Source organism: Defluviimonas salinarum, assembly GCF_026013545.1.
Lineage (GTDB): Bacteria > Pseudomonadota > Alphaproteobacteria > Rhodobacterales > Rhodobacteraceae > Albidovulum > Albidovulum salinarum.
In genome coordinates, this window is sequence record NZ_JAPDOG010000003.1 from 90,564 (window position 1) to 114,942 (window position 24,379).

Genomic DNA, 24,379 nt, shown 5'->3' on the forward strand with positions numbered 1-24,379 from the left:
GCGAAGACGCACGGGCGAGGGATCGGTCAAGCGCCCCAGGCCTTCAGCACCTCTTCCGGGTCGAGCGGCCGCACCTGCGACCCCTCGGCGATCCGCCCCGGCGTGCGGCCGAGCCGCGGCGCCGGCGCGGGCTGGGTCACACCCTCGTGGCACACATAGGTGCCTCGCGCGGCGTTGTGGGGATGGCCCGGCGCCTCGGCGAGCGTGAGGACCGGCGCGAGACAAGCATCCGATCCTTCCATGCGCGCCGCCCATTCGTCGCGGCTTTTCCCGGCAATCCGGGCGGCAATGATCGCGCGCAGTTCCGGCCAGCGCGACCGGTCCCCCTGCGCCGGCAGATCGGCAAGGTCGAGCCCGAGGTGCTCCACGAGTTCGGCCCAGAATTTCGGCTCGATCGCGCCCACCGCGACGAAGCCACCACAGCTGCATTGGTAGACCCGGTAGAACGGCGCCGCTCCGTCGAGCACGTTGGCCTCGCGCGCGGCCTGCCACTGCCCGCCCGACGCCATCCCCTGTATCATCGACATCAGATGCGCGGTGCCGTCGCTGATCGCGGCATCCACGACCTGCCCCTTCCCGCTCCGGGCCGCTTCCAGGAAGGCGCAGACCATGCCGAAGGCGAGATACATGCCCCCGCCGCCGAAATCGCCCAGGAGATTCAAGGGCGGCACCGGCCGCTCGGCCGGCCCGATCGCGTGAAGTGCCCCCGACAGGGCGATGTAATTGATATCGTGGCCGGCGGCCTCGGCAAGCGGCCCCGCCTGCCCCCAGCCGGTCATGCGCCCGTAAACCAGCCGCGGATTGTCAGCGAAGTCATCGGGTCCGAGCCCCAACCGCTCCATCACGCCGGGTCGCAGCCCTTCGATCAGCCCGTCGGCCCGCCTGATGAGCCGCCGCGCCGTGTCGCGCCCCTCGACCGACTTCAGATCGAGCGTCACGAAGCCCCGGCCGCGGTTGAGGATGTCGTAGTCGAGCCCAAGGAGCGACCGGTTCCCCGGCCGCTCGATCCGCACCACCTCGGCCCCCATGTCCGCCAGCAGCAGCGCCGCGAAGGGCGTGGGCCCGAGCCCGGCAATCTCGACGATCCTGAGCCCGTCGAGCGGCCCGGTCATGCCGAGGCCTTCTCTTCGAGCATCAGCCACTCCTCCTCGGCGGCGGCAAGCGAGGCCTGACGCTCGGCCAGCCCCTCGGATGCGCGGCGGAACTTGTCCGGATGCTGGGAGAAGAGATTGGGATCGGAGAGGAAGTCGGAGAGCTTGCCGATCTCGGCTTCAAGCTTTTCGATGATACCGGGCAGCGCGTCGAGCCGGTGCTTCTCGGTGAAGGTCAGCCCCGGCGCGGTCCTTTTTGCCTTCGGCTCCGGCATGGCCGCGGGCTTCGACGCCGGCCTCACAGCCTTGGCGGGTTCATCCGACCCGCGCTGCGCCTGATAATCGGTCCAGCCGCCGGCATAGGTCACGGCACGCCCGTCACCCTCCATCGCGATTGTCGTCGTTGCCACCCGGTCGATGAAATCGCGGTCGTGGCTGACCAGCAGCACGGTGCCGTCGTAGTCGCCGAGAAGATCCTGCAGAAGGTCCAGGGTCTCGACGTCGAGGTCGTTCGTCGGCTCGTCGAGGATCAGGAGGTTCGACGACTTCGCCATGATCCGCGCCAAGAGAAGCCGCGCCCGCTCCCCGCCCGAGAGCGATCCGATCGGTGCCCGCGCCTGCGCCTCGTCGAAGAGGAAGTCCTTGAGATAGGCCACGACATGCTTCGGCGTGCCGCGCACCATGACCTGGTCCGAGCGCCCCGAAACCGCCATGTCGGGATCGTTCACGAGCCCGTCCCAGAGAGTCACCGAGAAATCGAGCGCAGCCCGCGCCTGGTCGAAGACCGCGATCTCGAGATTGGTGCCGAGCCGCACGGCCCCTTCATCGGGTGCGACCTCGCTCGTCAGCATCTTGAGAAGCGTGGTCTTGCCGACCCCGTTCGGTCCGACAAAAGCCACCCGGTCGCCGCGCAGCACCTTCAGGTCGAAGGGCCTGAGGATCCGCTTATCCCCGAACGCCTTGGCGATCCCCTTGGCCTCGATCACCAGCTTGCCAGAGACCTGCCCGGACTCGAGCGCCATGTCCGCCGTTCCCTGGCGCCGGATCATCGCCGCGCGTTCGGCGCGCATCGCCTGCAAGGCGCGGAGCCGGCCCTGGTTGCGCTTGCGCCGAGCCGAAATCCCCTCGACCGCCCATCGCCCTTCGGACTTGATTCTGCGTTCGAGCTTGTGGCGGGCAAGATCCTCCTCGGCCCAGACCGTCTCGCGCCAGTCCTCGAAGGCCTCGAAGCCGCGCTCGTTGCGCCGGACCCTGCCGCGGTCGATCCAGAGCGTCGCCCGCGTCAGCGCCCGCAGGAACGCCCGATCGTGGCTGATGAGGACGAAGGCCGCGCGGGTCTCCTTCAGCTCCGCCTCGAGCCAACGGATCGCCTCGATGTCGAGATGGTTCGTCGGCTCGTCGAGCAGCATCAGCTCCGGCGCCTCGGCCAGAAGTTTCGCGAGCGCCGCGCGCCGCCGCTCGCCGCCGGAGGCTGCCGCGACCGGCGTCGCGGGGTCGAACTTCAGCCCCTCGGCCACGACCGCGACGCGGTAGGCTTCGCCCTCGGGCAGGCCCGAGGCGGCGAAATCGCCGAGCGTGGCAAAGGCCGACAGGTCCGGCTCCTGCTCCATGTAGCCCACGGTCACGCCGGGCGGCACGACCCGGGTCCCGGCATCGGCCTCGACGAGCCCCGCCATGACCTTCATCAGCGTCGACTTGCCCGATCCGTTGCGGCCCACAAGAGCCACCCGGTCGCCCGGCTGGACGACGAGATCGAGCCCGTCGAAAACGGGATTGCCGCCGAAGGTCAGCGTGATGGAGGAAAGCTGGAGAAGCGGTGCGCGTGCCATGGACGCTGAGCTACCCGGCCTGAGGAGTGCCGTCAACGGCCTCACTTTCTGTCCGAAAATACTCCGGGGGAGTCGCCGTGTCCCGCGGCGACGGGGGCAGCGCCCCCTACTCCGCCGCCGCCTTCGCCGCCTCGATCTCGGCCGCGCGGGCTTCCACGAGGTCGACGATATGATCGATCATCTTGTCGTTCGACAGCTTGTGGTCCTGTTTGCCCGCCAGATAGATCATGCCCGATCCCGCCCCGCCGCCGGTGAAGCCGATATCGGTCATCAGCGCCTCGCCCGGCCCGTTCACCACGCAGCCGATGATCGAGAGCGACATCGGCGTCTTGATGTGCTCGAGCCGTTTCTCCAGCGCCTCGACGGTCTTGATCACGTCGAAGCCCTGCCGCGCGCAGGACGGGCAGGAGATGATCTGCACCCCGCGCGTCCTGAGACCGAGGGATTTCAGGATCTCGTAGCCGACCTTCACCTCCTCGACCGGATCGGCCGAAAGGCTGACGCGGATCGTGTCGCCGATCCCGGCCCAGAGGAGATTGCCGAGCCCGACCGCCGACTTGACCGTGCCGGAAACGAGGCCGCCCGCCTCGGTGATGCCGAGGTGGATCGGCGCATCCGTCGCCTCGGCCAGTTGCTGGTAGGCGGCGGCGGCGAGAAAGACGTCGGAGGCCTTGCAGGAGATCTTGAACTCGTGAAAGTCGTTGTCCTGCAAGAGCTTGATATGATCGAGCCCGCTTTCCACCATCGCGTCCGGGCAGGGCTCGCCATACTTGTCGAGAAGGTGCTTTTCGAGGCTGCCGGCGTTCACCCCGATGCGGATCGAGCAGCCGTGGTCCTTGGCCGCCTTCACCACCTCGCGCACCCGCTCGGCCGAACCGATATTGCCGGGATTGATCCTGAGGCAGGCGGCGCCCGCTTCGGCCGCCTCGATGGCACGGCGATAATGGAAATGGATGTCGGCCACGATCGGCACCGGGCTTTCGCGGACGATCTCGCGCAGCGCGCGGGTGGAGGCTTCGTCCGGCGTCGAGACGCGGACGATGTCGGCCCCGGCCGCGGCGGAACGCAGCACCTGGTCAACCGTCGCCCTCACGTCGGAGGTGATCGTGTTGGTCATGGTCTGGACCGTGATCGGCGCGTCACCGCCCACCGGGACGTCGCCGACCATGATCCGGCGCGACTTGCGCCGGGCGATGTCGCGCCAGGGTCGGATCGGATTGTGGGACATGTCAGCCTCGGCTCTGACTCGCGGGGATCGCGCTCTAGATAGACCGCCCGGCGCCACTCGGCAATGACAGCGTCACTCAGTGGCGGGTTCGGCGGCGACCGCCGCACCGGCATCGGCGACGGCGACGAACTGCGCGAGATCGGCGTCCTGCGAGAGATCGGCCACCGCGAACTTCGCCGTGAGAGCTTCCGGCGAGAGCTCGACGTTTTTGGTGACGACGCCCTGGCGACCGGCGGGGCCATAGGTCTGGCCATTGACCGCGAAATAAAGCGCCCCGGACTCGCCGACGCGAAGGATCGGGGCCTCTTCGAGCTTCGGCAGCGCGAACCGCTCGCCGGAATCGAGGATCTTCTCGAAGATCACGCTGCCATCGGCAGCCTGGACCCGTACCCAGGCCGGGCGGACCGCCAGCAGTTCGACCGCCGGCGCATCGGCCGCGACGACCTGAACAGGCGTTTCGCCGAGCGCAGCCGTCACCGCGCCGTCGATTGCGGAGGCGGTCGATGCGACAGGAGCCCAGGCGTTCGCAGGCGTGGCAGCCGCAACAGCCATCTCGGGCGCAGGCGCCATGTCCGCAAGCGCGCCCACGGTGCGCGGATCAATCGAGGCGATCGGCCCATCGCGCGCCACGAGCACAGGCACATCGAGCGCCTCGGGCCGGTAGAGCCGGTCGAAAGCCTCTGGCGCCGGCGGAAGCGCCTCCTGCCCCGGAAGTGCTGCAAGCGCCAGTTCGCCATCCTCGGCCTGATCGGCTGCGTGGCCGCCGACTCCCGCCAGCGGATCAAGCTCGGCCGTCACGCCAGGCGCCTGGTCGACCGGCGAAAGCTGCACCTTCTGCACTTCCTGCAGAACCGTCCAGCCGCCATAGCCGATGCCGCCGATCAGCATAAGAAGCACCATGATCGAGCCGATCGCGCGGGGCTCCACCCCGGACAGGGCGGGTCCGCCGCGCGGCACGAAGAGCGCGTTGGGGTTGGCGAGCGGCTCGCTGTATTCGATCTTCTTGCGCGTGGGCTTCGGCCCCGAGGCCGCGAGCGACATGCCGTGGGCGACGGTGAAATTCGCCTCCTGGCAGAACCGCTTGAACGCCCATTCGGGATCCATGCCGAGATAGCGCGCATAGGAACGCACATAGCCCGCGACGAAACCGGGCGTCTCGAAGGCCGAGACATCGGCGTTCTCGATCGCGGCGATGTAGCTCGCCTTGATTTTCAGCTCGCGCTGTACGTCGAGAAGAGACTTCGCGAGCGTCGCGCGCTCGCCGCGCATCACGTCGCCGAGCCGCAGTTCGAAATCGTCAAACCCCTTGGGTTTGTCCAAGTCCTGCGTGGAAGGAGGTGTCCTCCGCCCGATCATGCCTGCTGCCCCGTCTCTTGTATCCGCGCGACTGCCGATTCGTCGGCTCGTGCGCCGTCCTATTGAAGATTCCATAGCACAGGGCAAGGTAGATTGCGACTGTGGATGCCCTCAGGCCGTCAGTTCGGCGCGATTCAAGGCGCAGTGTGACCACAGTTTATCCATCGCGCGGACCAGCCGGTCGATGTCGTCCATCGAATGCACCGGCGAGGGCGTGAAGCGCAGCCGCTCGGTGCCGCGCGGCACCGTGGGGAAGTTGATCGGCTGGACATAGATACCGTAGTCCTGCAGCAGCATGTCCGAGATCTTCTTGCAGTGCACCGGATGGCCGACATGGACCGGCACGATATGGGTGCCGTGGTCGATGATCGGCAGGCCCAGCGCCTTCAGCCGGGTCTTCAGCACCCGCGCGTGTTCCTGCTGCTTGTCGCGCAGCGACTGGTCGGTCTTGAGGTGCCGCACGCTTGCCGCCGCCCCCGCCGCCACCGCCGGCGGGATCGAGGTCGTGAAGATGAAGCCCGGCGCATAGGAGCGGATCGCGTCGACCATCTTCGCGGTCGCGGCGATATAACCGCCCATCACGCCATAGGCCTTGGCGAGCGTCGCATTGATGATATCGATCCGGCCCATCAGTCCGAGCTTCTCGGCCACACCGCCGCCGCGCGGGCCGTACATGCCGACTGCATGGACCTCGTCGAGATAGGTCAGCGCGCCGAATTCCCGGGCGAGGTCGCAGATCGCCTCCATCGGGCAAATGTCGCCATCCATCGAATAGACCGATTCGAAGGCGATGAGCTTCGGCGCGGCCGGGTCATCGGCCTCGAGCAGTTCGCGCAGATGCGCCAGGTCGTTGTGGCGGAACACACGCTTGGCGCCGCCGTTGCGGCGGATGCCCTCGATCATCGAGGCGTGGTTCAGCTCGTCGGAATAGGTGATCAGGCCCGGAAAGAGCTTCGGCAGCGTCGAAAGCGTCGCATCGTTGGCGATGTAAGCCGAGGTGAAGACGAGCGCCGCTTCCTTGCGGTGCAGGTCCGCAAGCTCGGCCTCGAGCGCCTTGTGATAGATCGTGGTGCCGGAGATGTTGCGCGTCCCGCCCGAGCCGGCGCCGGTCGATTCGAGCGCCTCGTGCATCGCGCCAAGCACCGCCGGATGCTGGCCCATGCCGAGGTAGTCGTTGCCGCACCAGACGGTGATGTCCTTTTCCGTCCCGTCGGGACGGCGCCACACGGCTTTGGGATACTGGCCTTTCTGCCGCTCGATATCGATGAAGGTCCGGTAGCGGCCTTCCTCATGCAGCCGCGAAAGGGCTGCGTCGAGTTGAGCTTCGTAGTCCATATCCATCTCCCGGCTCTTCATCGGTCATACAGAAGACCTAAGCCCCCTGTCCGCGCCGGTCCTTGATAAAGGTCAATACCAGCGATGGCGAGGGTACAATTTGCCGCCCCCCGCCCTCTCTTACGCCATTTGCGACCACCGACGCCGAACTGGACAGGCGGCGTATCGCTGATACGCTTTTTATCGAACCAGAGAGGAGATCCCGCGATGAGCCTTGAGGCTGTTCTGGACAAGATCGACGCCAACCTGCCCGAAGCGACAGAGCGACTGTTCGATCTCTTGCGCATCAAGTCGATCTCGACCGATCCGGCCTACGCCGCCGATTGCGCGAAGGCCGCGGATTGGCTCGCGGCAGAACTGAGCGCGCTTGGCTTCGACGCCGCTGCGCGCGCCACGCCCGGACATCCGATGGTCGTCGGTCACGCGGGCGGTAGCGGCCGGCACCTTCTCTTTTATGGCCATTACGACGTGCAGCCGGTCGATCCCCTCGACCTCTGGCACCGCGACCCGTTTGATCCGGCGATCGAGGACACGCCCAAAGGCAAGGTGATCCGCGGCCGCGGAGCGTCGGACGACAAGGGTCAATTGATGACCTTCATCGAGGCCTGCCGGGCCTGGAAGGCGGTGCACGGCACCCTGCCCGGTCGCCTCACGGTCCTTCTTGAGGGAGAAGAGGAATCCGGTTCGCCGTCGCTGGCCCCTTTCCTGAAAGACCATGCCGACGAGTTGGCCGCAGACCTCGTTCTTGTCTGCGATACCGGCCTTTTTGACGACCGCTCCCCGGCAATCGAGATGATGCTGCGCGGCATCCTGGCGCTGGAAATCGTGATCCGGGGCGCCGACCGGGATCTGCATTCGGGGCTTTACGGCGGCCCGGCGATCAATCCGATCCGGGTCCTGACGCGGATACTCAGCGACCTGCATGACGACGACGGCCGGATCACGCTGCCCGGCTTCTACGACGATGTCGATGAATTGCCCGACGACGTCCGCGCGCAGTGGCAGCGGCTGAACTTCAACCATGAACGGTTCCTCGAAGCGGTCGGTCTTTCGGTTCCCGCCGGCGAACAGGATCGCACGCCGCTGGAGATGGTCTGGTCGCGCCCGACGCTTGACGTGAACGGCATCGCGGGCGGTTATGCCGGCGCCGGCTTCAAGACGGTGCTGCCGGCGGAGGCCCGCGCGAAGCTGTCGTTCCGCCTGGTCTCGCGCCAGGATTCGAGGAAGATCGAGGAGGCTTTCCGCGCCTATGTCGCCTCGCAACTGCCAGCCGACTGCACCGCCGAAATCACGACCGCCGTCGCCGCCCCGGCCGCAGTCAACGACCTTTCCGATCCCGCCTTCGAACTGGCACGGGCAGCGCTGGCCGAGGAGTGGCAGCTTCCCGCGAGCTATACCGGCAGCGGCGGCTCGATCCCGGTGGTGAGCCTGTTCAAGTCGATACTTGGCCTCGATTCTCTGATGGTCGGCTTCGGTCGGAACAGCGACCAGATTCACAGTCCCAATGAGAAGTACGACGTGGAGAGCTTCCACAAGGGAATGCGAAGCTGGGCCCGCATCCTCCACGCGCTGCACGCATAGCGGCGCCAAGGCGTCTGGACAGCGTCCTTCGCCCTGATACGTTCGTGGCGATTTGAAACAGGAGCCGTCATGTCCCTTGAAGCCGTCCTCGCCCGGATCGACCAGACCCTGCCCGACGCACTGGATCGCCTGTTCGACCTCTTGCGCATCAAGTCGATATCCACCGACCCCGCGTTCAAGGGGGATTGCGCCAAGGCGGCCGAATGGCTCGCCGCCGAGCTGGCCGCGCTTGGCTTCGACGCGGCCGCCCGCGCCACGCCCGGCCATCCGATGGTCGTCGGCCATGCCGGCGACAGCGGCCGGCACCTCCTCTTTTACGGTCACTACGACGTGCAGCCGGTCGATCCCCTGAACCTCTGGCACCGCGATCCGTTCGACCCGGCGATCGAGGACACGCCAAACGGCCGCGTGATCCGCGGTCGCGGATCGTCGGACGACAAGGGTCAGCTCATGACCTTCATCGAGGCCTGCCGCGCCTGGAAGGCGGTCCACGGCACCCTGCCCGGCCGGCTCACGATCTTCCTCGAAGGCGAGGAGGAATCGGGCTCGCCCTCGCTCATCCCCTTCATGCAGGCGAACGCGGCCGAGCTGACGGCCGATCTCGCGCTGATCTGCGACACCTCGATGGTCTCGCCCGGTATCCCCTCGATCGCCTCGCAGCTGCGCGGCATGCTCAAGGACGAGTTCACGATCCACGGGCCGCGCATCGACCTGCATTCGGGCCACTACGGGGGGCCCGGTCTCAACCCCCTGCGCGAGATGGCGCGCATCGTCGCCTCGTTCCACGACCATGAGACCGGGCGTGTCGCGGTCGAGGGCTTCTACGAGGGCGTCCAGGAAGTGCCGGCGGAACTCCTGACGCAGTGGGAGAACTGCGGCTTCGACGAGAAGGAATACCTGGGCTCGGTCGGCTACACCGTGCCGCATGGCGAGAAGGGCTATTCCACGCTGGTCCAGCAATGGGCGCGCCCGACGCTCGAGATCAACGGCATGTGGGGCGGCTACCAGGGCGCGGGCTCGAAGACCGTGATCCCGGCCGAGGCGCATTGCAAGCTCACTTGCCGGCTCGTCGGCGACATGGACCCCGACAAGCTGCGCGAGCGTGTCCGCGCCCATGTCGCGGCGCGGCTCTCGCCGGATGCGCGCGTGACCTGGTACAACGACCTCGAGGGCTCCCCGGCCGCGGTGATGAACACCGCCCGGCCGGAATTCGAGGCCGCGCGCAGGGCGCTCTCGGACGAATGGAACCGCGAGGCGGTCTTCGTCGGCATGGGCGGCTCGATCCCGATCGCGGGCTTCTTCAAGGAGGTGCTCGGCATGGATGCGATGCTCGTGGGCTTCGCCAATGACGACGACGCCATCCACTCGCCGAACGAGAAATATGACGTGAAAAGCTTCCACAAGGGCATCCGCTCCTGGGCAAGGATCCTCGCGGCGCTGGACTGACGGAAGGCTTCGCTTGCGCGCCACCGAGGCGGACAGCAGCGAGACCGGCCGATGCCGGGCCTCGGCTTGGCCCGGGTCAGCCGGCGAAGCCCCTGCGCGCCAGCTTGGCGATCAGAATCGCCCAAGGGGCGGCGTGTAGCACGAGATCGAAGATATCGATCGGCCGGACGAGCGTTCCGGCCGCCAACATCTTCAACTTCTCCCAAAGATGCGGCTCGGGAACGAACGGCGCGAGCCCGAGCGTCAAGGCGGCCAGCACGGCGACCGACATCGGGATGCGATCAAGGAGTTCCACGTTGGCCCCGGCGTGAAGTGTTGAATTGACCTGGCAATGGCCCGCAGGGGGCGAAATGGCGCGGTTGACGGGGCTCGAACCCGCGACCCCCGGCGTGACAGGCCGGTACTCTAACCGACTGAGCTACAACCGCGCATTGGGGCGCTCTCGGGCGATCCGGGTGGTGGCGCGGTTGACGGGGCTCGAACCCGCGACCCCCGGCGTGACAGGCCGGTACTCTAACCGACTGAGCTACAACCGCGTGTCCACCCGCCCGGATCGCCGCCCGAGCGTGGGATGCGTAATAGGCATCTCCCGCTCCCCCGTCAAGCAGCGCCGTAGCGATTTCGGACACGAATTTTCAACCGGGGTCGAATGCGCGATAGAAGCGGGGATCGTAAGGCGCGAGAGGCTCGAACGCCCGACATCTTCGGTGCGAGCGAAGGCTTCCGATGCCAGTCGACAAGGAAGAAGGCAACGGAACCCTGCACACGTCGGGGATGTTTACGGATGACCCGAACAATCCCCGTGCCCACAGGGATGATAAGCTTGGGAACACGTCGCAAGTCGGCTGCAGGCGTGGTGCCGCAGAGGTGTCCTTCGCCCCTCCCCCATCGTTCCCGCCGGTTCGCGATGCTTTCGGCGGTACGCCGAAGCCGCGCTGATATGGCGGATTCGCATCGTGCCCGGAACGCACCAAGCCGGTCGAAGCCGTGACGAGTCCAAGGCGAGGCACGCGCACCGGTGGAAGCGATGCCCCGCTCCCGAGGCCGCGAGTCGACTTTTTCGCCGATTTGTGAGAGCGTTAGGAAGTGGCTCCAGAAATGGAGAGTGGGGCAATGGTGAGATTGACGCGTACATGCGGCTGCATCGCCCTCCTTGTCGTATTGTGTGTTGCGCCAGCAGGCTGGGCACAGGACGCGCCGACGGGCGGCACCGACGAAACGCCGGCATCCTTGCGCAAGGTGCTTGCGCTCCTTGAGGATGAGATCGCGCGCGCGCGCGACGAACGCGATGGGCTGGTCACCGAGATCGCCGGCGCGAAATCCACGCTTGACGATCTCACGGCGCGGATCGCCGTGCTTGAGGAGAACCGGAAGGGTTTCGAAACCGAGATACACGGCGTCGAGGCGCAGCTGACCGAGCGCCAGGCGGAGTTGCAAAGGGTCGAGGAGCAGCTGCGCGACTCCGGCGCCCGCATCACCGAGTTGCAGAACGAGTCGGCGGGTTCCGTGACGGAGCAAACCGCCAAGATCGAGGCGATGCGGGAAGAGGCCGCGGGCATCGCGGCCGAGATCGAGGCGCAGCGTGCACGCGGCTCGGAGTTGGACGTCGAGATCGGCGCGCTGGCACAGCGTCGGGGCGCGGCGGCGGCCGAGGTCGAGGCGCTGCGCAATCAGGCCGAGACGGCGAGATCGACGATGTCACGGATTACCGCAGAGATGGCGACGAAGGCTGCCGAGCTTGGCGCGCTGGCCGACGAGGTGGCGGCAGCGCGCGCGGAACGCGATGCCGCGTCCCAGGACGCGGCGCGGATCCGCGAGGATCTTGCCGCCATCACCGAAGAACTCGTGGCGGCCCGGACCGCGCTTGACGAGTCGCGCGGGGAAAAGGACGCGGTTGAGGCGGCGGCCAGCGCCGCCGTGGAGGAGGAACGCAAGCTCGTGTCCGCCCTGAAATTGATGGGCGAGGAGAAGGAGTTGCGCGAGGCCGAGATCGCCGATCTGGCGGCGCGCAAGGACGGCGTCGCGGGGGAACTGGCCGAGCTCGAGGCGCTTGTCGCGGCGGCGGAGGCCACACTGCAGTTGACGCGCAACGCGCAGGCCGCCACCGAGGCCGCGCTGTCGGCAGCGTCTCCGGCACTTGCGCCGGGAACGACGAACGCCGCCCCGGAAGCGGGCGGCGCAGCGGTGCCGGCGCCGCCGTCACCTGCCGACGTGCGCGCGGTGCTGATCGCGGCGCCGGGTATCGATGAGGTGACGCCGGAGGCGTTCGAGCGGCTGGTGAGCGAGCTTTCATCCGGCACCTGCCCGACCGACGCCCTGAAGTCCGCGACCGGCAGGATCAATCGGCAGACACTTGTGTATTTGATCAGGTCCATGGGCGCGTGTTGAGCTGCCGGCGCCCGGTTTCGAAGGGAGGACACGGTGACCAGACTCCACGGATTATTGATTCAAGCCATTGCTATCCTCGCGCTTGCCGCGGGGTTCGCATCGCCCGCAACGGCCCAGAGCGTCGAGAGGAATATCCTCACCGGAGGACCGACCGGAACCTACATCCAGTTCGGAAACGACATGAGCCGGATGGCGGCAAAATGCGGCATTACCCTCAATGTTCGCGAGAGCGCGGGCTCGCTGGAGAATTTCCTCGGCGTCCGCAACCGTCCGCAGACCCAGTTCGGTATCGTCCAGAGCGACGTGCTGGAATACATGCGCACCTTCGCCAGTAGCGATCCGGCAATCGCGCGGGCGATATTCGGCGTACGGATCGCCTTCCCACTCTACAACGAAGAGGTGCACATCCTCGCCAGGCGTGAGATCGGGTCGCTCGAGGATCTGACCGGCAAGCGAGTCGCGGTCGGCGTCGAGGACAGCGGCACGTTCCTGACTGCCTCGCTCGTGCTCGACCTCGCCGGAGTCCGGCCGGCCGAACGGGTGACGATCGACGCCGACACCTCACTCGCGCGCCTGATCGAGGGCAGCATCGACGCCTTCTTCTATGTCGCGGGTGCGCCGACGAAGATTTTCCAGTCGCCCGAGATCGATGGCGCGGCGCTGCACCTCCTGCCGATCACCAACCCGACGCTCGCCGCTGTCTATGTGCCGTCGCGGATCGAGGCTGGCACCTATGCGTTCCAGACCGAAGGGATCGACGTCGTCGCGGTGAAGGCGGTGTTGATGACCTATGAGTACGAGCCGGGCCGCAACGCCTATCACCGCGAAAGCTGCCGCTCGGTGTCGGACCTCTCGAGTATCGTGCTTACGAATTTCAAGGAGTTGCAGGCTTCGGGCCATCCGAAATGGAAGCAAGTCGATCTCAACGATATCCCGCCGGGTTGGGAGATCGGCAATTGCGTGAACGAGGGGTTGAGCGAAACCTACCAGTTGCAATGCGCCGCACCGGTGCCCGCAGCAGCACCGGAACCCGAGTCGATCGAGAGCCAGGCGAACCAGGCCTACCGCGCGAGAATCTGCGCTGCGGTCGGTTGCTGACGAGCCGGAGTCACCCGCCGTCGATCGGCAACCATGGAGAGGCGACTTCGTCCGAGCCGGGACCACCTGCGGCGACGACCCGCCAGGCGCGGGCGGCGCCCGGCGCACTGACCCGGATTGCCGAGATGACGAGTGGACCCGCGGTCAGCGAGACCGAGCCCGGTTCGGTGCCGAGTTCAACACGGTAGTGCGACGGTGCGGCGCCATCGCCGCCTGTCCAGACCAGTTCCACGGACCCGTCTGGCATCCTCCCTGCATAGAGCGGCACCGGCGGGCCCGGCGTGCTCTCGGGCTCGCTCGGGGCGAGTTCGGCGAGGCCGCGGACGGCTCCCGCGATCGCCGTCCCGGCTTCGCCGTACCAGCCCCGAGCAAGGCCGCGGTTCGTCGCGACCCCCTCGCCGGTCTCATAGATCTGGCCGAGGTAATAGGCGGCGCGGTCATGACCGTGCAGCGCCGCAAGGGCGAAGTGGACCACCGCGAGTTCCGGGTCGTCGCCGCCAATCTCGATCGCCGCTCGGAACCGGTCTGCAGCGGTCGCGGGGATGGCCGCGACGGCGGTGCGGATCCGCCCGACTCGGGTCAGAAGCTCCAGATCGGGCGTCGGTGCGGCCGCGGCCGGCCGGTTTGGCGCGGTCGGCGGCACACCGGCGACAATGCGGCTCAGCGTGTCCTGGAGAAAAGCATCCGTTTCCGCCTTCAGGACGGCGATGCGCGCCGCGAGCGGCGTGCCGGGATCAGCGAGGTAGAAGGCGCCACCGGCCATCGCGGTGAGCGCCGTGACCGCCAGCACGAGGCGCCGGGCCGCCGGGCGTCGGCGCGGCGTCGGCGCGGGAGCGGCCGTGGGCGGTGGATCCGCGACCCTCTGCGCATCGGAGAGGACGATCGGCGGAGCGGGTTCAGGTTGCGCGGCGCCGGTGTGCGGTCGGCGCGATGCGGGCACCGCTGCGGCGGCCCTGGGGGCAACCCGGCCCTGGACGCCGCCTGGCCGTATCAGTAGGGGTTCGGTCCGCGAGGCACTGTCCAGGGCGGCGGCGAGCATAGTGGCCGGAGGCGGCGGCGGCGCGGATGCGCCGGCGGACCTTACGCTCCGGGGCATGGGCCGGGACTCGGCTTCCCCGATCCCGCTTCCGGTCTGCGACTCGGCGAGGGCGCGCCTCATCACGATGCTGATCAGACCATCGAGCCCAAAGGCGGCAATTGCGGCTCGGACGGTGTGCCGATCGATCCGGCTGACTCCCTTATGGGTCGCCTGGCTGAGGCAGCCCTCGCAAACCGCATTTATCTTCAGCGGCACGCCGCCGGTGCGCGTGAACACCTCCTCGAGCGCCCCGGCATCGAAAAGGTCTCCGCGTGCGCCGGCGGCGGTGACGGCGTGGCGGACGTAGGCGGCAGTGTCCTTGGCGGACATGGGTTCGAGTTCGAAGCTCGGTCCGACGATGTCGGGCGCACCGCGATAGGCACGCTCGAAGAGGTCGGGCAGGCCGGCCAACACAAGTTTGAGCAAGGCGCCGTCACCCTGCTCGCCGACGGAAAAATAGTAAAGAGTTGAGAGCGTTTCGTCTGACAGTCGGTCTGCGTCATCGACGATGAGAAGGGGTGCCGGCCCCTTCGAGGCGGCGGAGGTCAGGTAATCGGCGAGCGCGGCGCAGTTCCGGTCACGGGTGTCGCCCGCTTCCCCGGCATCAAGCGCGGTCAGCACTGCGGCGCAGGGATCCTTGGAAAGGGCTGCGGGGTCCGCGACGAGCCCGATGGCCCGTTCGGCCCGTTCACGCCGCACGAGTTCACGGATCAGGGTCGAGCGGCCGGTGCCCGGCTCGCCGACGAAGATCGTAAGAGGTGCGCGGCTGCGGGCCGCGAAGCCGAGCCGGTCGAACGCGAGGGCATGGGACTTGCTCCAGTAGACCGAAGACCCGCCTTCCGGTGTGGAGAACGGGCTGTGCCGCAGGCCCAGCGCTGCTTCGTACATAGGCAACCGTATCCCCCCGAAACTCTTAGGGGCGGAATCGTCCCTTGGCGGCAGGTCGGAGCGAGCTTCTCGCTACGCGGTCGCCGGGTATTGAAGGGCCGCTGCTCACTGCGGCCGCCGCTATACGCGTGCCGCCGCGCCGGGCGATCGAACCCGGGCTCTGCCCCCCAAGTGCCCGCGGATGCCGTCCGGTTCCAGTCTGCCCCAAACGGTCCCGAAAATCCAGCCGATCGCCACCGCCCCGGTGTCCGAGTTCCCCCTCGACACCCGGTAGAAGGCGGCCGCTGGCAAGACCGCGGAGCCGTTGCCAGCGCAAAACCAGGCTCGACGACGCTCGCATTCATGCTTTACGCCACACTATCGCCGTTACGACACTCGGCGCGCGCGTGCCCATCTGGGATGACCGATCAGATCCTCGGGCACCGCAATCCGGTCACGACCTGTTGGTTATGGAGGCGATTCCCGCCCGATCTCATGCAGGGCGCGATCAACGTCTCGATCTTCTCTACGGTGCGCGATTCCAACGGTCAGGCTCACCAACCTCAGGTCGCTTCGCAATCTTAACCTGACTTGCTGGTTCTTTGGTGGGTCGTGAGAGGCTCGAACTCCCGACATCTTCGGTGTAAACGAAGCGCTCTACCAACTGAGCTAACGACCCGCAGCGCTGGATGTAGCGCCTGAGGCAGCGCGGGGCAAGCCCTCCGTCGGGCAAGCGCGGGCCGAAACCGTCTTCATGTTCGAGTCCATGCCCTGTCGTCGTGCTGAAGCTGTATCGGCGCCGGATCGAGGGCACCTCGCCCGGATCCCGGCGCGGCGCTCCGGCATCCGGAAGCGCCGCCAATACCGCGCGGTTCAGGCCCGCATCGCCCCCCTGAGACCAATGCCGACGAGGCCGGCATTGATCAGAAGATAGGGAGAGGCGCTGCCGAAGGTCAGACTCACGGCCTTGGCCCAGTCGGCGAGGTGGTGGACCGGCTCGAAGGCGATGAAGAGCCCGGCCAGGAGCGGCAGCGCCGAGGCGAGCCAGGTCAGGGATGTCGGCTTAACGTATTTGCGCAAGGGTTCCACTGGCAGACCTCCGAAGGCAGCTGAATGCCCGCGGGATCACACCACGGCGCGGTTCAGACCCCGTTAAGGGGCCGCGCGCCGTAGGGTTACACGGGTTGGATGGTGGGTGATGAGGGATTTGAACCCCCGACATCTTCGATGTGAACGAAGCGCTCTACCACTGAGCTAATCACCCGTCCGGCCGGGTTCCTAACCGCATTCTCGGGTTACCGCAAGAGGTCTTTCGACCGCGGCGGTCCACAGAAAACATCGGGGCCCGCCGCGGCAAACGCGGCGGGCCCCGTCAATCCTGATACCGGCCGCGGGGTCAGTGCGCCGTGGCGCCCGAACCCTCGCCCTTGTCGGAGAGCGCGGCCTTGGCGGCGGCCTCCTCGGCCTCCTCGTCCCAGACGATCGGCTCCGGTTTCCGCGCCAGCGCATGGCGCAGCACCTCGCGGACGTGGGAAACCGGGATGATCTCCAGCCCGGCCTTCACGTTGTCGGGGATCTCCGGCAGGTCCTTGGCGTTCTCCTCGGGAATCAGCACCGTCTTGACCCCGCCGCGGAGCGCGGCCAGGAGCTTCTCCTTCAGCCCGCCGATTGCCAGCACATGGCCGCGGAGCGTCACCTCGCCGGTCATCGCGATGTCCTTGCGGACCGGGATCTGGGTCAGTACCGAGACGATCGAAGTCACCATCGCGACGCCGGCCGACGGCCCGTCCTTCGGCGTCGCGCCTTCGGGAACGTGGACGTGGATGTCGATCTTCTCGAAGACCGGCGGCTTGACGCCGATTTCGGGGCTGATGGCGCGCACGAAGGACGACGCCGCGTCGATCGATTCCTTCATCACCTCGCCGAGCTTGCCCGTCGTCTTCATCCGCCCCTTGCCGGGCAGCTTCAGCGCCTCGATCGACAGGAGATCTCCGCCGACGGAGGTCCAGGCGAGACCCGTCACCACACCGATCTGGTCCTCCTTCTCGGCAAGTCCGTAGCGGAACCGCTTGACCCCGAGGAAGTCCTCGAGATTCTCCGGCGTCACCTCGACCTTCTGGGTGTCCTTCTTGACGATCTTGGTCAGCGCCTTGCGGGTCAGCTTGGCGATCTCGCGTTCGAGGTTCCGCACCCCCGCCTCGCGGGTGTAGGTGCGAATCATCTCCTGCAGCGCATCGTCCGTCAGCTTGAACTCGGTCTTCTTCAGCCCGTGGTTCTTCACCTGCTTCGGGATCAGGTGCTGCTTGGCGATCTCGCGCTTCTCGTCCTCGGTGTAGCCGGCGAGCGGGATGATCTCCATCCGGTCCAGAAGCGGCGACGGCATGTTGTAGCTGTTCGCCGTGGTCAGGAACATCACGTTCGAGAGGTCGTACTCGACCTCGAGGTAGTGGTCCATGAACGTGTTGTTCTGCTCCGGATCGAGAACTTCGAGCATTGCCGAGGCCGGATCGCCGCGGAAGTCCTGGCCCATCTTGTCGATCTCGTCCAAGAGGATCAGCGGGTTCGTGGTCTTGGCCTTCTTCAGCGACTGGATGATCTTGCCCGGCATCGAGCCGATATAGGTCCGGCGGTGGCCGCGGATCTCGCTCTCGTCGCGCACGCCGCCGAGCGAGATGCGGATGAACTCGCGCCCCGTCGCCTTCGCGACCGACTTGCCAAGCGAGGTCTTGCCGACGCCCGGAGGCCCGACGAGGCAGAGGATCGGTCCTTTCATCTTCTGGCTGCGCTGTTGCACGGCCAGATACTCGACGATCCGCTCCTTGACCTTTTCGAGACCATAGTGATCGTTATCAAGGACTTCCTGAGCTTTCCTCAGGTCCTTCTTGACGCGGGACTTCACCCCCCAGGGCAGGCTGAGGAGCCAGTCGAGGTAGTTCCGGACCACGGTCGCCTCGGCCGACATCGGCGACATCGACTTCAGCTTCTTCAGCTCGGCCTCCGCCTTGTCGCGGGCTTCCTTCGAAAACTTGGTATTCGCGATCTTCTCGGCCAGTTCGTTGATCTCGTTCTGGCCGTCCTCGCCGTCGCCGAGTTCCTTCTGAATGGCCTTCATCTGCTCGTTCAGATAGTACTCGCGCTGGGTGCGCTCCATCTGGCTCTTGACGCGGGACTTGATCTTCTTCTCGACCTGCAGGACCGACATCTCGCCCTGCATCAGCCCGTAGACCTTCTCCAGCCGCTCGGCCACGTCGAGCGTCTCCAGAAGCTCCTGCTTCTGGTTCACCTCGATGCCGAGATGGCCCGAGACGAGGTCGGCGAGCCGCGCCGGCTCGCGTGCCTCGGCCACGGCCGAGAGCGCCTCTTCCGGCACGTTCTTCTTGATCTTGGCGTAGCGCTCGAACTCCGCCGCGACCGAGCGCAACAGCGCCTCGACCGAGGCCGAGTCGCCCGGCAGTTCCGTCAGAGCCTCGGCGCTGGCCTCGAAGTAGGAGGGGTTCTCGATGAATTCGACGATCCGAACGCGGCTCTTGCCCTCGACGAGCACCTTCACCGTTCCATCCGGCAGCTTGAGAAGCTGCAGCACGTTGGCGAGCACGCCGGCGCGGTAGATCCCGTCCGTGGTCGGATCGTCGATCGTCGGGTCGATCTGCGAAGACAGCAGGATCTGCTTGTCCTCGCGCATCACCTCTTCCAGCGCCCGCACCGACTTCTCGCGCCCGACGAAGAGAGGCACGATCATGTGCGGAAACACCACGATGTCGCGCAGCGGCAGCACCGGGTAGCTGGAGGCAAGAATATCTGTCATGCGCTTTCCTTATTCATGGCAGGAACGCTCCGGCCCCGGTCTTCGGCGGCCACCGGCATTCCCCGTTCAGCGCCTTATCTAAGTAGGCACACGAAGAGCTTCAACCGGACGCTGGCCCGGCATCGCCGCACAATGCCCCGCCCGTCCGGCAAGGGCAAGAACGCAAGAGTGCTAATCCGCGGACTGCTGCCGGGTCGCGCCTGCCTGTCGCGCCCGGCAACCCGATCCGGTGTCGAAACCTAGTGCGGCATCGGCGCACGCGCCGAGCGTTCCGCCGGCATGCTCAGGACCGCGTATCTGCGCCCGTCTCCGGGGTTGCAGTAGGGCTCGCCGATCCGGTCCGCCTGCCAGCCGAGCTGCCGCAGTGCCCGCATCAGCGACACGGGCGAAAGCGACATCAGCTCATGTGCCCCGTGGCGCCGCGCCACCTCCGCCAGCCCCTCGACGATCAGCGACAGGCACCGGGAGCGGTCGGCCTGCGACCGGACCTCGTCCGACATTACCAGCCGCGTGCATTCCCAGACATGGGGCGTGTCGATCTCGCGGCCAAGCACCTGGCTCGGAATGTCGGCGAGCTTGCCGGCTACCGCGTCGCGCAGCATGTAGGTGTGGTCACCCCAATGCGAGGTCGTGGGCATCGTCCGGGCACCGCCGACGACCTCCCCGTCGCGCAGCACCAGCGAGTAATGCGCAAGTGGGTTGTCATACTGGTCCATCTCTACAAGGTCGTTGTGCGGAATGTCCCAGCCGAGCGTGTCCACGAAGAACTGCTTGCGCAGCTTCAGGTAGTCGTAGAACGCCGTGCCGTGGCGATGCAGTTCCGACATGTCAAAGGTGATGTTGTGCATGTTTTGCATGGTTTTGCCCCTCCTAATGGCGGGGAAATTAGGCACCACGAAACATGGTTTATGAAACGTTATCGGAGAGTTGACAGGAGATTTTCCCCCATAGGGAGAGTGAGCCAGTTACATGGGCTTTTGGAGAGCCCGCTCAAGCGGACATGAGACGGTCCTGTGGCGTCAGATCAGCCCGTAAGCCACCGCCACGGAGACCGCCTGGCTCGAGGTCTTGGCGTCCAGTTTCAACTTTGCGCTCTTCAGGCGCTGCTTGATCGCGCCCTCGCTCACGCCGAGGCGATTGGCGATCTCCTTCAGCAAGAGGCCGTCCCGCACCATCGACAGGGCTTCGAGTTCGGCCCGCGTGAGATTGGTCGGCGGCGCGGTCGCCTCGTGAAGGCGCAAGAGCTTGGACTGCAGGATCTCGATTTCCTCGTCCTCGTATTCGCGGTCGCTGCGCGCAAAGGAGCCGAAGCTGCGCTGCCCCTCCCGTCCCGACGGCGCGCAGGCGATCGCAACGCCGTAGCCCAACCCGTACTGGGCCGCCATGGCCAGCACATTGCGGGGATCGGGCAGCGGAATCTCGCTCCATCTGATCGCGCCGGAATTCTCGTAGGACCAACGCACCACCGGGTCGTAGAGCATGTAGCCCCGCTGGGTATAGAGCTCGACCCAGGCATCGGGCAGCGCATTGTGCTCGGCCACAGGAAACGCGAAACCGACGCGCAGCGCGATGTAATACCCGGCTGGCGCCAGAAGGGAAAACTCGCGTCCTTCCCTCGGGCCTGACATCGTAGCAACTTCCTGTCTCGCGCGGGGATTTGCCTTCTGCAAGGCTCCCCAGAGTTGTACCATCAATTGCGGTATGACATGGAACGTGTGAGGATGAAAGTCGTGCGTGCGAGGGCTCCGATGGCTAGGCAGGAAAAGATCAGCGCGATTCTGACCCGCCTCCATCAGGCAAGCCCGGCGGGCTTCGCGATCGCCCTTCACGTCAAGTACACCGCACCGCGTTATCTTTTTCAGTCCTACGAGAGGGACTGGCTCGACACCTATTCGCGCAAGGGCCTAGTGCTGCACGACCCAACTGTTCGGTGGGGGTTCGAACATACAGGCGCCATCCGCTGGAGCGAACTGGCCGGTGACGACGAACAGGGCGTCCTGGAACAGGCGGACGCGCACGGGCTGCGATTCGGGGTCTGCATCGCCGTCGTGGCGGAAGGTTCCCGCAGCATGGCGAGCTTCGCCCGCTCCGACCGGGAGCCGACCGACGTGGAGATCACCGGTTTCGAAGCCGACCTGGCAGAACTTCACGGCCTCACCGCGACCGCCGAAAAGCTCTCGCCCTCGGTCCACGAGACACTGAAGCAGCTCTCGATCTACCTGACCCACGGCTGAGACGCGGGATCAGATGGGCTCGATATCGCCCTCGGCCCGCAGCGCATGGAAGTCACGCACGAACTCGGCGAGCCGTCCGGCTGCGATCGCCTCCCTCAGCCCCTGCATCAGCTCCTGGAAGTAATGCAGGTTGTGCCAGGTCAGGAGCATGCCGGAGATCATCTCCCCGGCTCGGAAGACATGGTGCAGATAGGCGCGCGAGTAAGAGCGGCAGGCCGGGCAGCTGCAGTGCTCGTCCAGGGGGCGCGGGTCGTCCATGTGGCGGGCGTTCTTGATGTTGACCTGGCCGCGCCGCGTCCAGGCCTGCCCGGTGCGTCCCGATCGCGAGGGCAGCACGCAGTCCATCATGTCTATGCCGCGCTCGACCGCGCCGACGATGTCGTCGGGCTTGCCCACGCCCATCAGATAGCGGGGCCTGTCCTCCGGCAGGAAGCCCGGCGCGTAGTCGAGAACGCCGAACATCGCCTCCTGCCCCTCGCCCACGGCAAGGCCGCCGACCGCGTAGCCGTCAAACCCGATCGCATTCAGCGCCTCGGCGCTCTCGGCGCGCAAGTCCTTCGTCACCCCGCCCTGCATGATGCCGAATAGCGCATGGCCCGGCCGGTCGCCGAAGGCGTCGCGCGACCTCTGCGCCCAGCGCATCGAGAGCCGCATGCTCGCGGCCACCTCGGCCTCGGTCGCGGGCAGCGCCGGGCATTCATCGAAGGCCATCACGATGTCGGAGCCGAGCAGCCGCTGGATCTCCATCGAGCGCTCGGGCGTGAGCTTGTGCTTCGATCCGTCGATATGGGAGGAAAAGGTCACCCCCTCCTCGCTCATCTTGCGCAAGGAGGCGAGGCTCATCACCTGGAAGCCGCCGGAATCGGTGAGGATCGGCCGCTCCCAGTTCATGAAGCGATGGAGCCCGCCAAGCCGCGCGATGCGCTCGGCGGTGGGCCGCAGCATCAAGTGATAGGTGTTGCCCAGAAGGATGTCGGCGCCGGTGGCGCGCACGCTCTCGGGCAGCATCGCCTTGACCGTGCCGGCGGTGCCGACCGGCATGAAGGCCGGCGTGCGGATCTCGCCCCGCGGGGTGGAGATCGTGCCGGTCCGGGCACGGCCATCGGTGGCCGCAAGCGTGAATGTGATGCGCTGGCTCATGGAGCGCGCTGATACAGAAGCGGCGCGGCCTTGGCCAGAGCGTCGCGGGCGGCGACCCGGATGGTCGCCGCCGCCACGGGTCACGGCTGGAGGTCTTCCGGCGCCGTGTCGACGATCTCCGACCATCTGGCGTCGGCCTGCTGGATATAGGTCGCCGGATCGCTCGACCATTTCTCGGCGACCGGCGGCGCAACGTTGAGGTAGAGCTTGTCGCCGACGATCTTCCAAAGATCGGGATCGCCGTCGAGCTTGATCCCCATCGCCGCGCCCATCGCGCAGTAGCCGCCATACTGCGGCGCGAATTTCGCGGGCTCGGCGTCGAACATGGCCTTGTTGTCCTCGCTCGCGAAGCGGTAGACGGCACCTCCGTACTCCGAGGTGATCTGGAAATCGCCCTTCGCCGGCGCGCCTGCGGTGAAATAGCTCACCGGGTCGTAGCCGCGCAGCGCGAGCCCCGTCGTGGTCGCGTTCACCGACACGTCCGCCGCCATCGCCGAGGCGGCAAGCGTCACCGCCAGCGCCGAACCCATCGCCAGTTTGCGGAAAATCGAGGTCATCCGTGTTCTCCCTTGTCTGACCGGCCCCGATGCGGGCCCCGGGTAACGGGGTAGACCAATGCGCCCCCCACGCAAAAACACCCCTGCGCGACGGGACGTGAACCGGCGTGACCTCGGTGCGCGGCTCCGCATAGGCTGTGCGGTGGTGCGCAGGTCTGCGGCAGAGGGGCGCGGGCAGGTCGGGGCACTGGACCTCGCCGGGCCCATTCCTTATATAATCCCTCAACAACTCAGCGAGACGCCCATGACCGCCGAAGCCACGAACCCGATCGAGGGCGCCCCCCTGATCAAGCCCTCGACCACCGACCACCCGCTCTACGAGGCCGTCGTCGAGGCCTGCCGGAGCGTCTACGACCCCGAAATCCCGGTTAATATCTATGACCTTGGCCTGATCTACACGATCGACATCTCGCCCGAGAACGAGGTCGGCATCGTCATGACCCTGACCGCGCCAGGCTGCCCCGTGGCCGGGGAGATGCCGGGCTGGGTCGCCGACGCGGTGGAGCCCTTGGACGGGGTCAAGCAGGTCGACGTGCAGATGACCTTTGAGCCGCAATGGGGCATGGACATGATGTCCGACGAGGCACGGCTCGAACTCGGCTTCATGTGATCAAGCCAAAAGGCTTGCTTTAAAACAAGAAAGCCATATGATTTGCTTTATGGAAAGCATGTCAGAAAGCTTTACAGAACACGCACCGGTCGTCGCGGTCCTGACCGGCGATCTGGTCGCATCCCGCAGACACGACAGGTCGCAAGTCGACGCCGCCATGACGCGGATCGCCAAGACCGCAGCCGGGCTCGGCCAGATGGCAGGCGCGGATGCAAGGTTCACCCGCTTTCGCGGCGACGGCTGGCAGATCGTCCTCGGGCGCGCGGGTTGCGCCTTGCGCGCCGCTCTCATCATCATCGCCGACCTGAAGACCAGCGGATGCGGGATCGAGACCCGAATCTCGGCAGGCGTCGGTCCTTGGGAGAGCCTCGGAACCGCCAACCTCTCCGACGCGTCCGGCCCGGCGTTCTCCGTCTCGGGCGACCTTCTCGAAACGATGCCGCGGCACCGACGGCTCGCCATCGCCGGCGGGCGCGATACGGCCGTGCACGGAACGGCCGACCGCGACTGGCAGGCGGCGATCTTCGACATGGCGGAATGGATTTCCTCGCGGTGGTCGCAGCCACAGGCCGAGGCCATGTCGATGGCGCTCGGCGATGGCTGGAAAACCCAGGACGAGCTGGCCCGGCGTCTTGGCATCACGCGGCAAGCCATGCATTCGCGGCTCTCGGGTGCGGGATACCAGGCCATGGAGAACGCCCTCGCCGCGATCGAGCATTACGAATGGTAGCACAGG

Annotated in this window: 20 protein-coding genes and 4 tRNA genes; 7 read left to right on the forward strand and 17 right to left on the reverse strand. The window is 66.6% G+C overall.

What is annotated here, in order from left to right; all coding sequences use genetic code 11:
* Window positions 1-26: 26 nt before the first annotated feature.
* The 5 genes from OM960_RS04430 to hemA all read right to left on the reverse strand — a co-directional run bounded on the left by OM960_RS04430 (window position 27) and on the right by hemA (window position 6,839).
* A complete protein-coding gene (locus OM960_RS04430) occupies window positions 27-1,112 on the reverse strand; it encodes a CaiB/BaiF CoA transferase family protein (RefSeq protein WP_264771179.1) in 1,086 nt (361 codons plus the stop codon).
* A complete protein-coding gene (locus OM960_RS04435) occupies window positions 1,109-2,920 on the reverse strand; it encodes an ABC-F family ATP-binding cassette domain-containing protein (protein WP_263338868.1) in 1,812 nt (603 codons plus the stop codon). Before OM960_RS04435 ends, OM960_RS04430 begins: the two co-directional genes overlap by 4 nt.
* A 106-nt stretch (window positions 2,921-3,026) precedes the next feature.
* Entirely contained in the window at window positions 3,027-4,148 is a 1,122-nt protein-coding gene (gene ispG / locus OM960_RS04440; protein WP_263338870.1) for a flavodoxin-dependent (E)-4-hydroxy-3-methylbut-2-enyl-diphosphate synthase, read from the reverse strand.
* A 72-nt stretch (window positions 4,149-4,220) separates the two neighbouring features.
* Window positions 4,221-5,504 (reverse strand): helix-turn-helix domain-containing protein, encoded by a 1,284-nt coding sequence (locus OM960_RS04445; RefSeq protein ID WP_264771180.1) that lies wholly within the window; start codon window positions 5,502-5,504, stop codon window positions 4,221-4,223.
* A gap of 111 nt (window positions 5,505-5,615) precedes the next feature.
* The gene (hemA, locus tag OM960_RS04450) at window positions 5,616-6,839 is read right to left on the reverse strand and encodes a 5-aminolevulinate synthase (protein ID WP_264771181.1); all 1,224 of its coding nucleotides are present in this window, start codon (window positions 6,837-6,839) and stop codon (window positions 5,616-5,618) included.
* Window positions 6,840-7,046: 207 nt separating this feature from the next.
* Here hemA and OM960_RS04455 point away from each other — a divergent pair, with 207 nt between their 5' ends.
* Together OM960_RS04455 and OM960_RS04460 are read left to right on the forward strand one after the other, a co-directional pair.
* Window positions 7,047-8,420 (forward strand): M20/M25/M40 family metallo-hydrolase, encoded by a 1,374-nt coding sequence (locus tag OM960_RS04455; RefSeq protein ID WP_264771182.1) that lies wholly within the window; start codon window positions 7,047-7,049, stop codon window positions 8,418-8,420.
* A 69-nt stretch (window positions 8,421-8,489) separates the two neighbouring features.
* Window positions 8,490-9,866: a M20/M25/M40 family metallo-hydrolase gene (locus OM960_RS04460; RefSeq protein WP_264771183.1), complete on the forward strand. Its 1,377-nt coding sequence runs from the start codon at window positions 8,490-8,492 to the stop codon at window positions 9,864-9,866.
* 76 nt (window positions 9,867-9,942) lie between these two features.
* On the opposite strand, the gene OM960_RS04465 is transcribed toward OM960_RS04460, so the two are convergent.
* The 3 genes from OM960_RS04465 to OM960_RS04475 form a co-directional block, all read right to left on the reverse strand.
* Window positions 9,943-10,137 carry an RND transporter gene (locus tag OM960_RS04465; protein WP_263338880.1) on the reverse strand — a complete coding sequence of 65 codons (195 nt, stop codon included), beginning with the start codon at window positions 10,135-10,137 and terminating at the stop codon, window positions 9,943-9,945.
* 80 nt (window positions 10,138-10,217) lie between these two features.
* Window positions 10,218-10,294: transfer RNA gene (locus OM960_RS04470), tRNA-Asp, on the reverse strand.
* Window positions 10,295-10,325: 31 nt separating this feature from the next.
* A tRNA-Asp gene (locus OM960_RS04475) sits at window positions 10,326-10,402 on the reverse strand.
* A gap of 694 nt (window positions 10,403-11,096) precedes the next feature.
* Here OM960_RS04475 and OM960_RS04480 point away from each other — a divergent pair.
* Together OM960_RS04480 and OM960_RS04485 are read left to right on the forward strand one after the other, a co-directional pair.
* On the forward strand, window positions 11,097-12,254 hold the full coding sequence (locus OM960_RS04480; protein ID WP_264771184.1) for a coiled-coil domain-containing protein: 1,158 nt from the start codon (window positions 11,097-11,099) through the stop codon (window positions 12,252-12,254).
* 33 nt (window positions 12,255-12,287) lie between these two features.
* A complete protein-coding gene (locus OM960_RS04485) occupies window positions 12,288-13,352 on the forward strand; it encodes a TAXI family TRAP transporter solute-binding subunit (RefSeq protein WP_263338886.1) in 1,065 nt (354 codons plus the stop codon).
* 10 nt (window positions 13,353-13,362) lie between these two features.
* Here the strand turns inward: OM960_RS04485 and OM960_RS04490 are convergent, their stop codons facing one another.
* The 7 genes from OM960_RS04490 to OM960_RS04520 form a co-directional block, all read right to left on the reverse strand.
* Window positions 13,363-15,318, reverse strand: a complete 1,956-nt coding sequence (locus OM960_RS04490) for an AAA family ATPase (protein WP_264771185.1) — start codon at window positions 15,316-15,318, stop codon at window positions 13,363-13,365.
* Between the two features lie 582 nt (window positions 15,319-15,900).
* Window positions 15,901-15,976: transfer RNA gene (locus OM960_RS04495), tRNA-Val, on the reverse strand.
* A gap of 194 nt (window positions 15,977-16,170) precedes the next feature.
* The gene (locus tag OM960_RS04500) at window positions 16,171-16,386 is read right to left on the reverse strand and encodes a hypothetical protein (RefSeq protein WP_263338893.1); all 216 of its coding nucleotides are present in this window, start codon (window positions 16,384-16,386) and stop codon (window positions 16,171-16,173) included.
* 100 nt (window positions 16,387-16,486) lie between these two features.
* Window positions 16,487-16,561: transfer RNA gene (locus OM960_RS04505), tRNA-Val, on the reverse strand.
* Between the two features lie 132 nt (window positions 16,562-16,693).
* Window positions 16,694-19,102, reverse strand: coding sequence for an endopeptidase La (gene lon, locus OM960_RS04510; protein WP_264771186.1), 2,409 nt, complete (start codon window positions 19,100-19,102; stop codon window positions 16,694-16,696).
* Between the two features lie 239 nt (window positions 19,103-19,341).
* A complete protein-coding gene (locus OM960_RS04515) occupies window positions 19,342-19,959 on the reverse strand; it encodes an acyl-homoserine-lactone synthase (RefSeq protein WP_264771187.1) in 618 nt (205 codons plus the stop codon).
* Between the two features lie 162 nt (window positions 19,960-20,121).
* A complete protein-coding gene (locus tag OM960_RS04520; RefSeq protein WP_264771188.1) occupies window positions 20,122-20,730 on the reverse strand; it encodes a helix-turn-helix transcriptional regulator in 609 nt (202 codons plus the stop codon).
* Between the two features lie 120 nt (window positions 20,731-20,850).
* Here OM960_RS04520 and OM960_RS04525 point away from each other — a divergent pair, with 120 nt between their 5' ends.
* Entirely contained in the window at window positions 20,851-21,336 is a 486-nt protein-coding gene (locus OM960_RS04525; RefSeq protein WP_263338904.1) for an autoinducer binding domain-containing protein, read from the forward strand.
* Window positions 21,337-21,345: 9 nt separating this feature from the next.
* Here OM960_RS04525 and tgt read toward each other — a convergent pair whose 3' ends face one another.
* Complete coding sequence (gene tgt, locus OM960_RS04530) at window positions 21,346-22,476, reverse strand: tRNA guanosine(34) transglycosylase Tgt (RefSeq protein ID WP_264771189.1); 1,131 nt, start codon at window positions 22,474-22,476, stop codon at window positions 21,346-21,348.
* 80 nt (window positions 22,477-22,556) lie between these two features.
* Window positions 22,557-23,033 carry a YHS domain-containing (seleno)protein gene (locus OM960_RS04535; protein ID WP_263338909.1) on the reverse strand — a complete coding sequence of 159 codons (477 nt, stop codon included), beginning with the start codon at window positions 23,031-23,033 and terminating at the stop codon, window positions 22,557-22,559.
* Window positions 23,034-23,277: 244 nt separating this feature from the next.
* On the opposite strand from OM960_RS04535, the gene OM960_RS04540 reads away from it, so the two are divergent.
* Both OM960_RS04540 and OM960_RS04545 read left to right on the forward strand, forming a co-directional pair.
* Window positions 23,278-23,643 (forward strand): SUF system Fe-S cluster assembly protein, encoded by a 366-nt coding sequence (locus OM960_RS04540; protein WP_263338911.1) that lies wholly within the window; start codon window positions 23,278-23,280, stop codon window positions 23,641-23,643.
* A 58-nt stretch (window positions 23,644-23,701) separates the two neighbouring features.
* Window positions 23,702-24,373, forward strand: a complete 672-nt coding sequence (locus OM960_RS04545) for a hypothetical protein (protein ID WP_264771190.1) — start codon at window positions 23,702-23,704, stop codon at window positions 24,371-24,373.
* Window positions 24,374-24,379 lie beyond the last annotated feature (6 nt).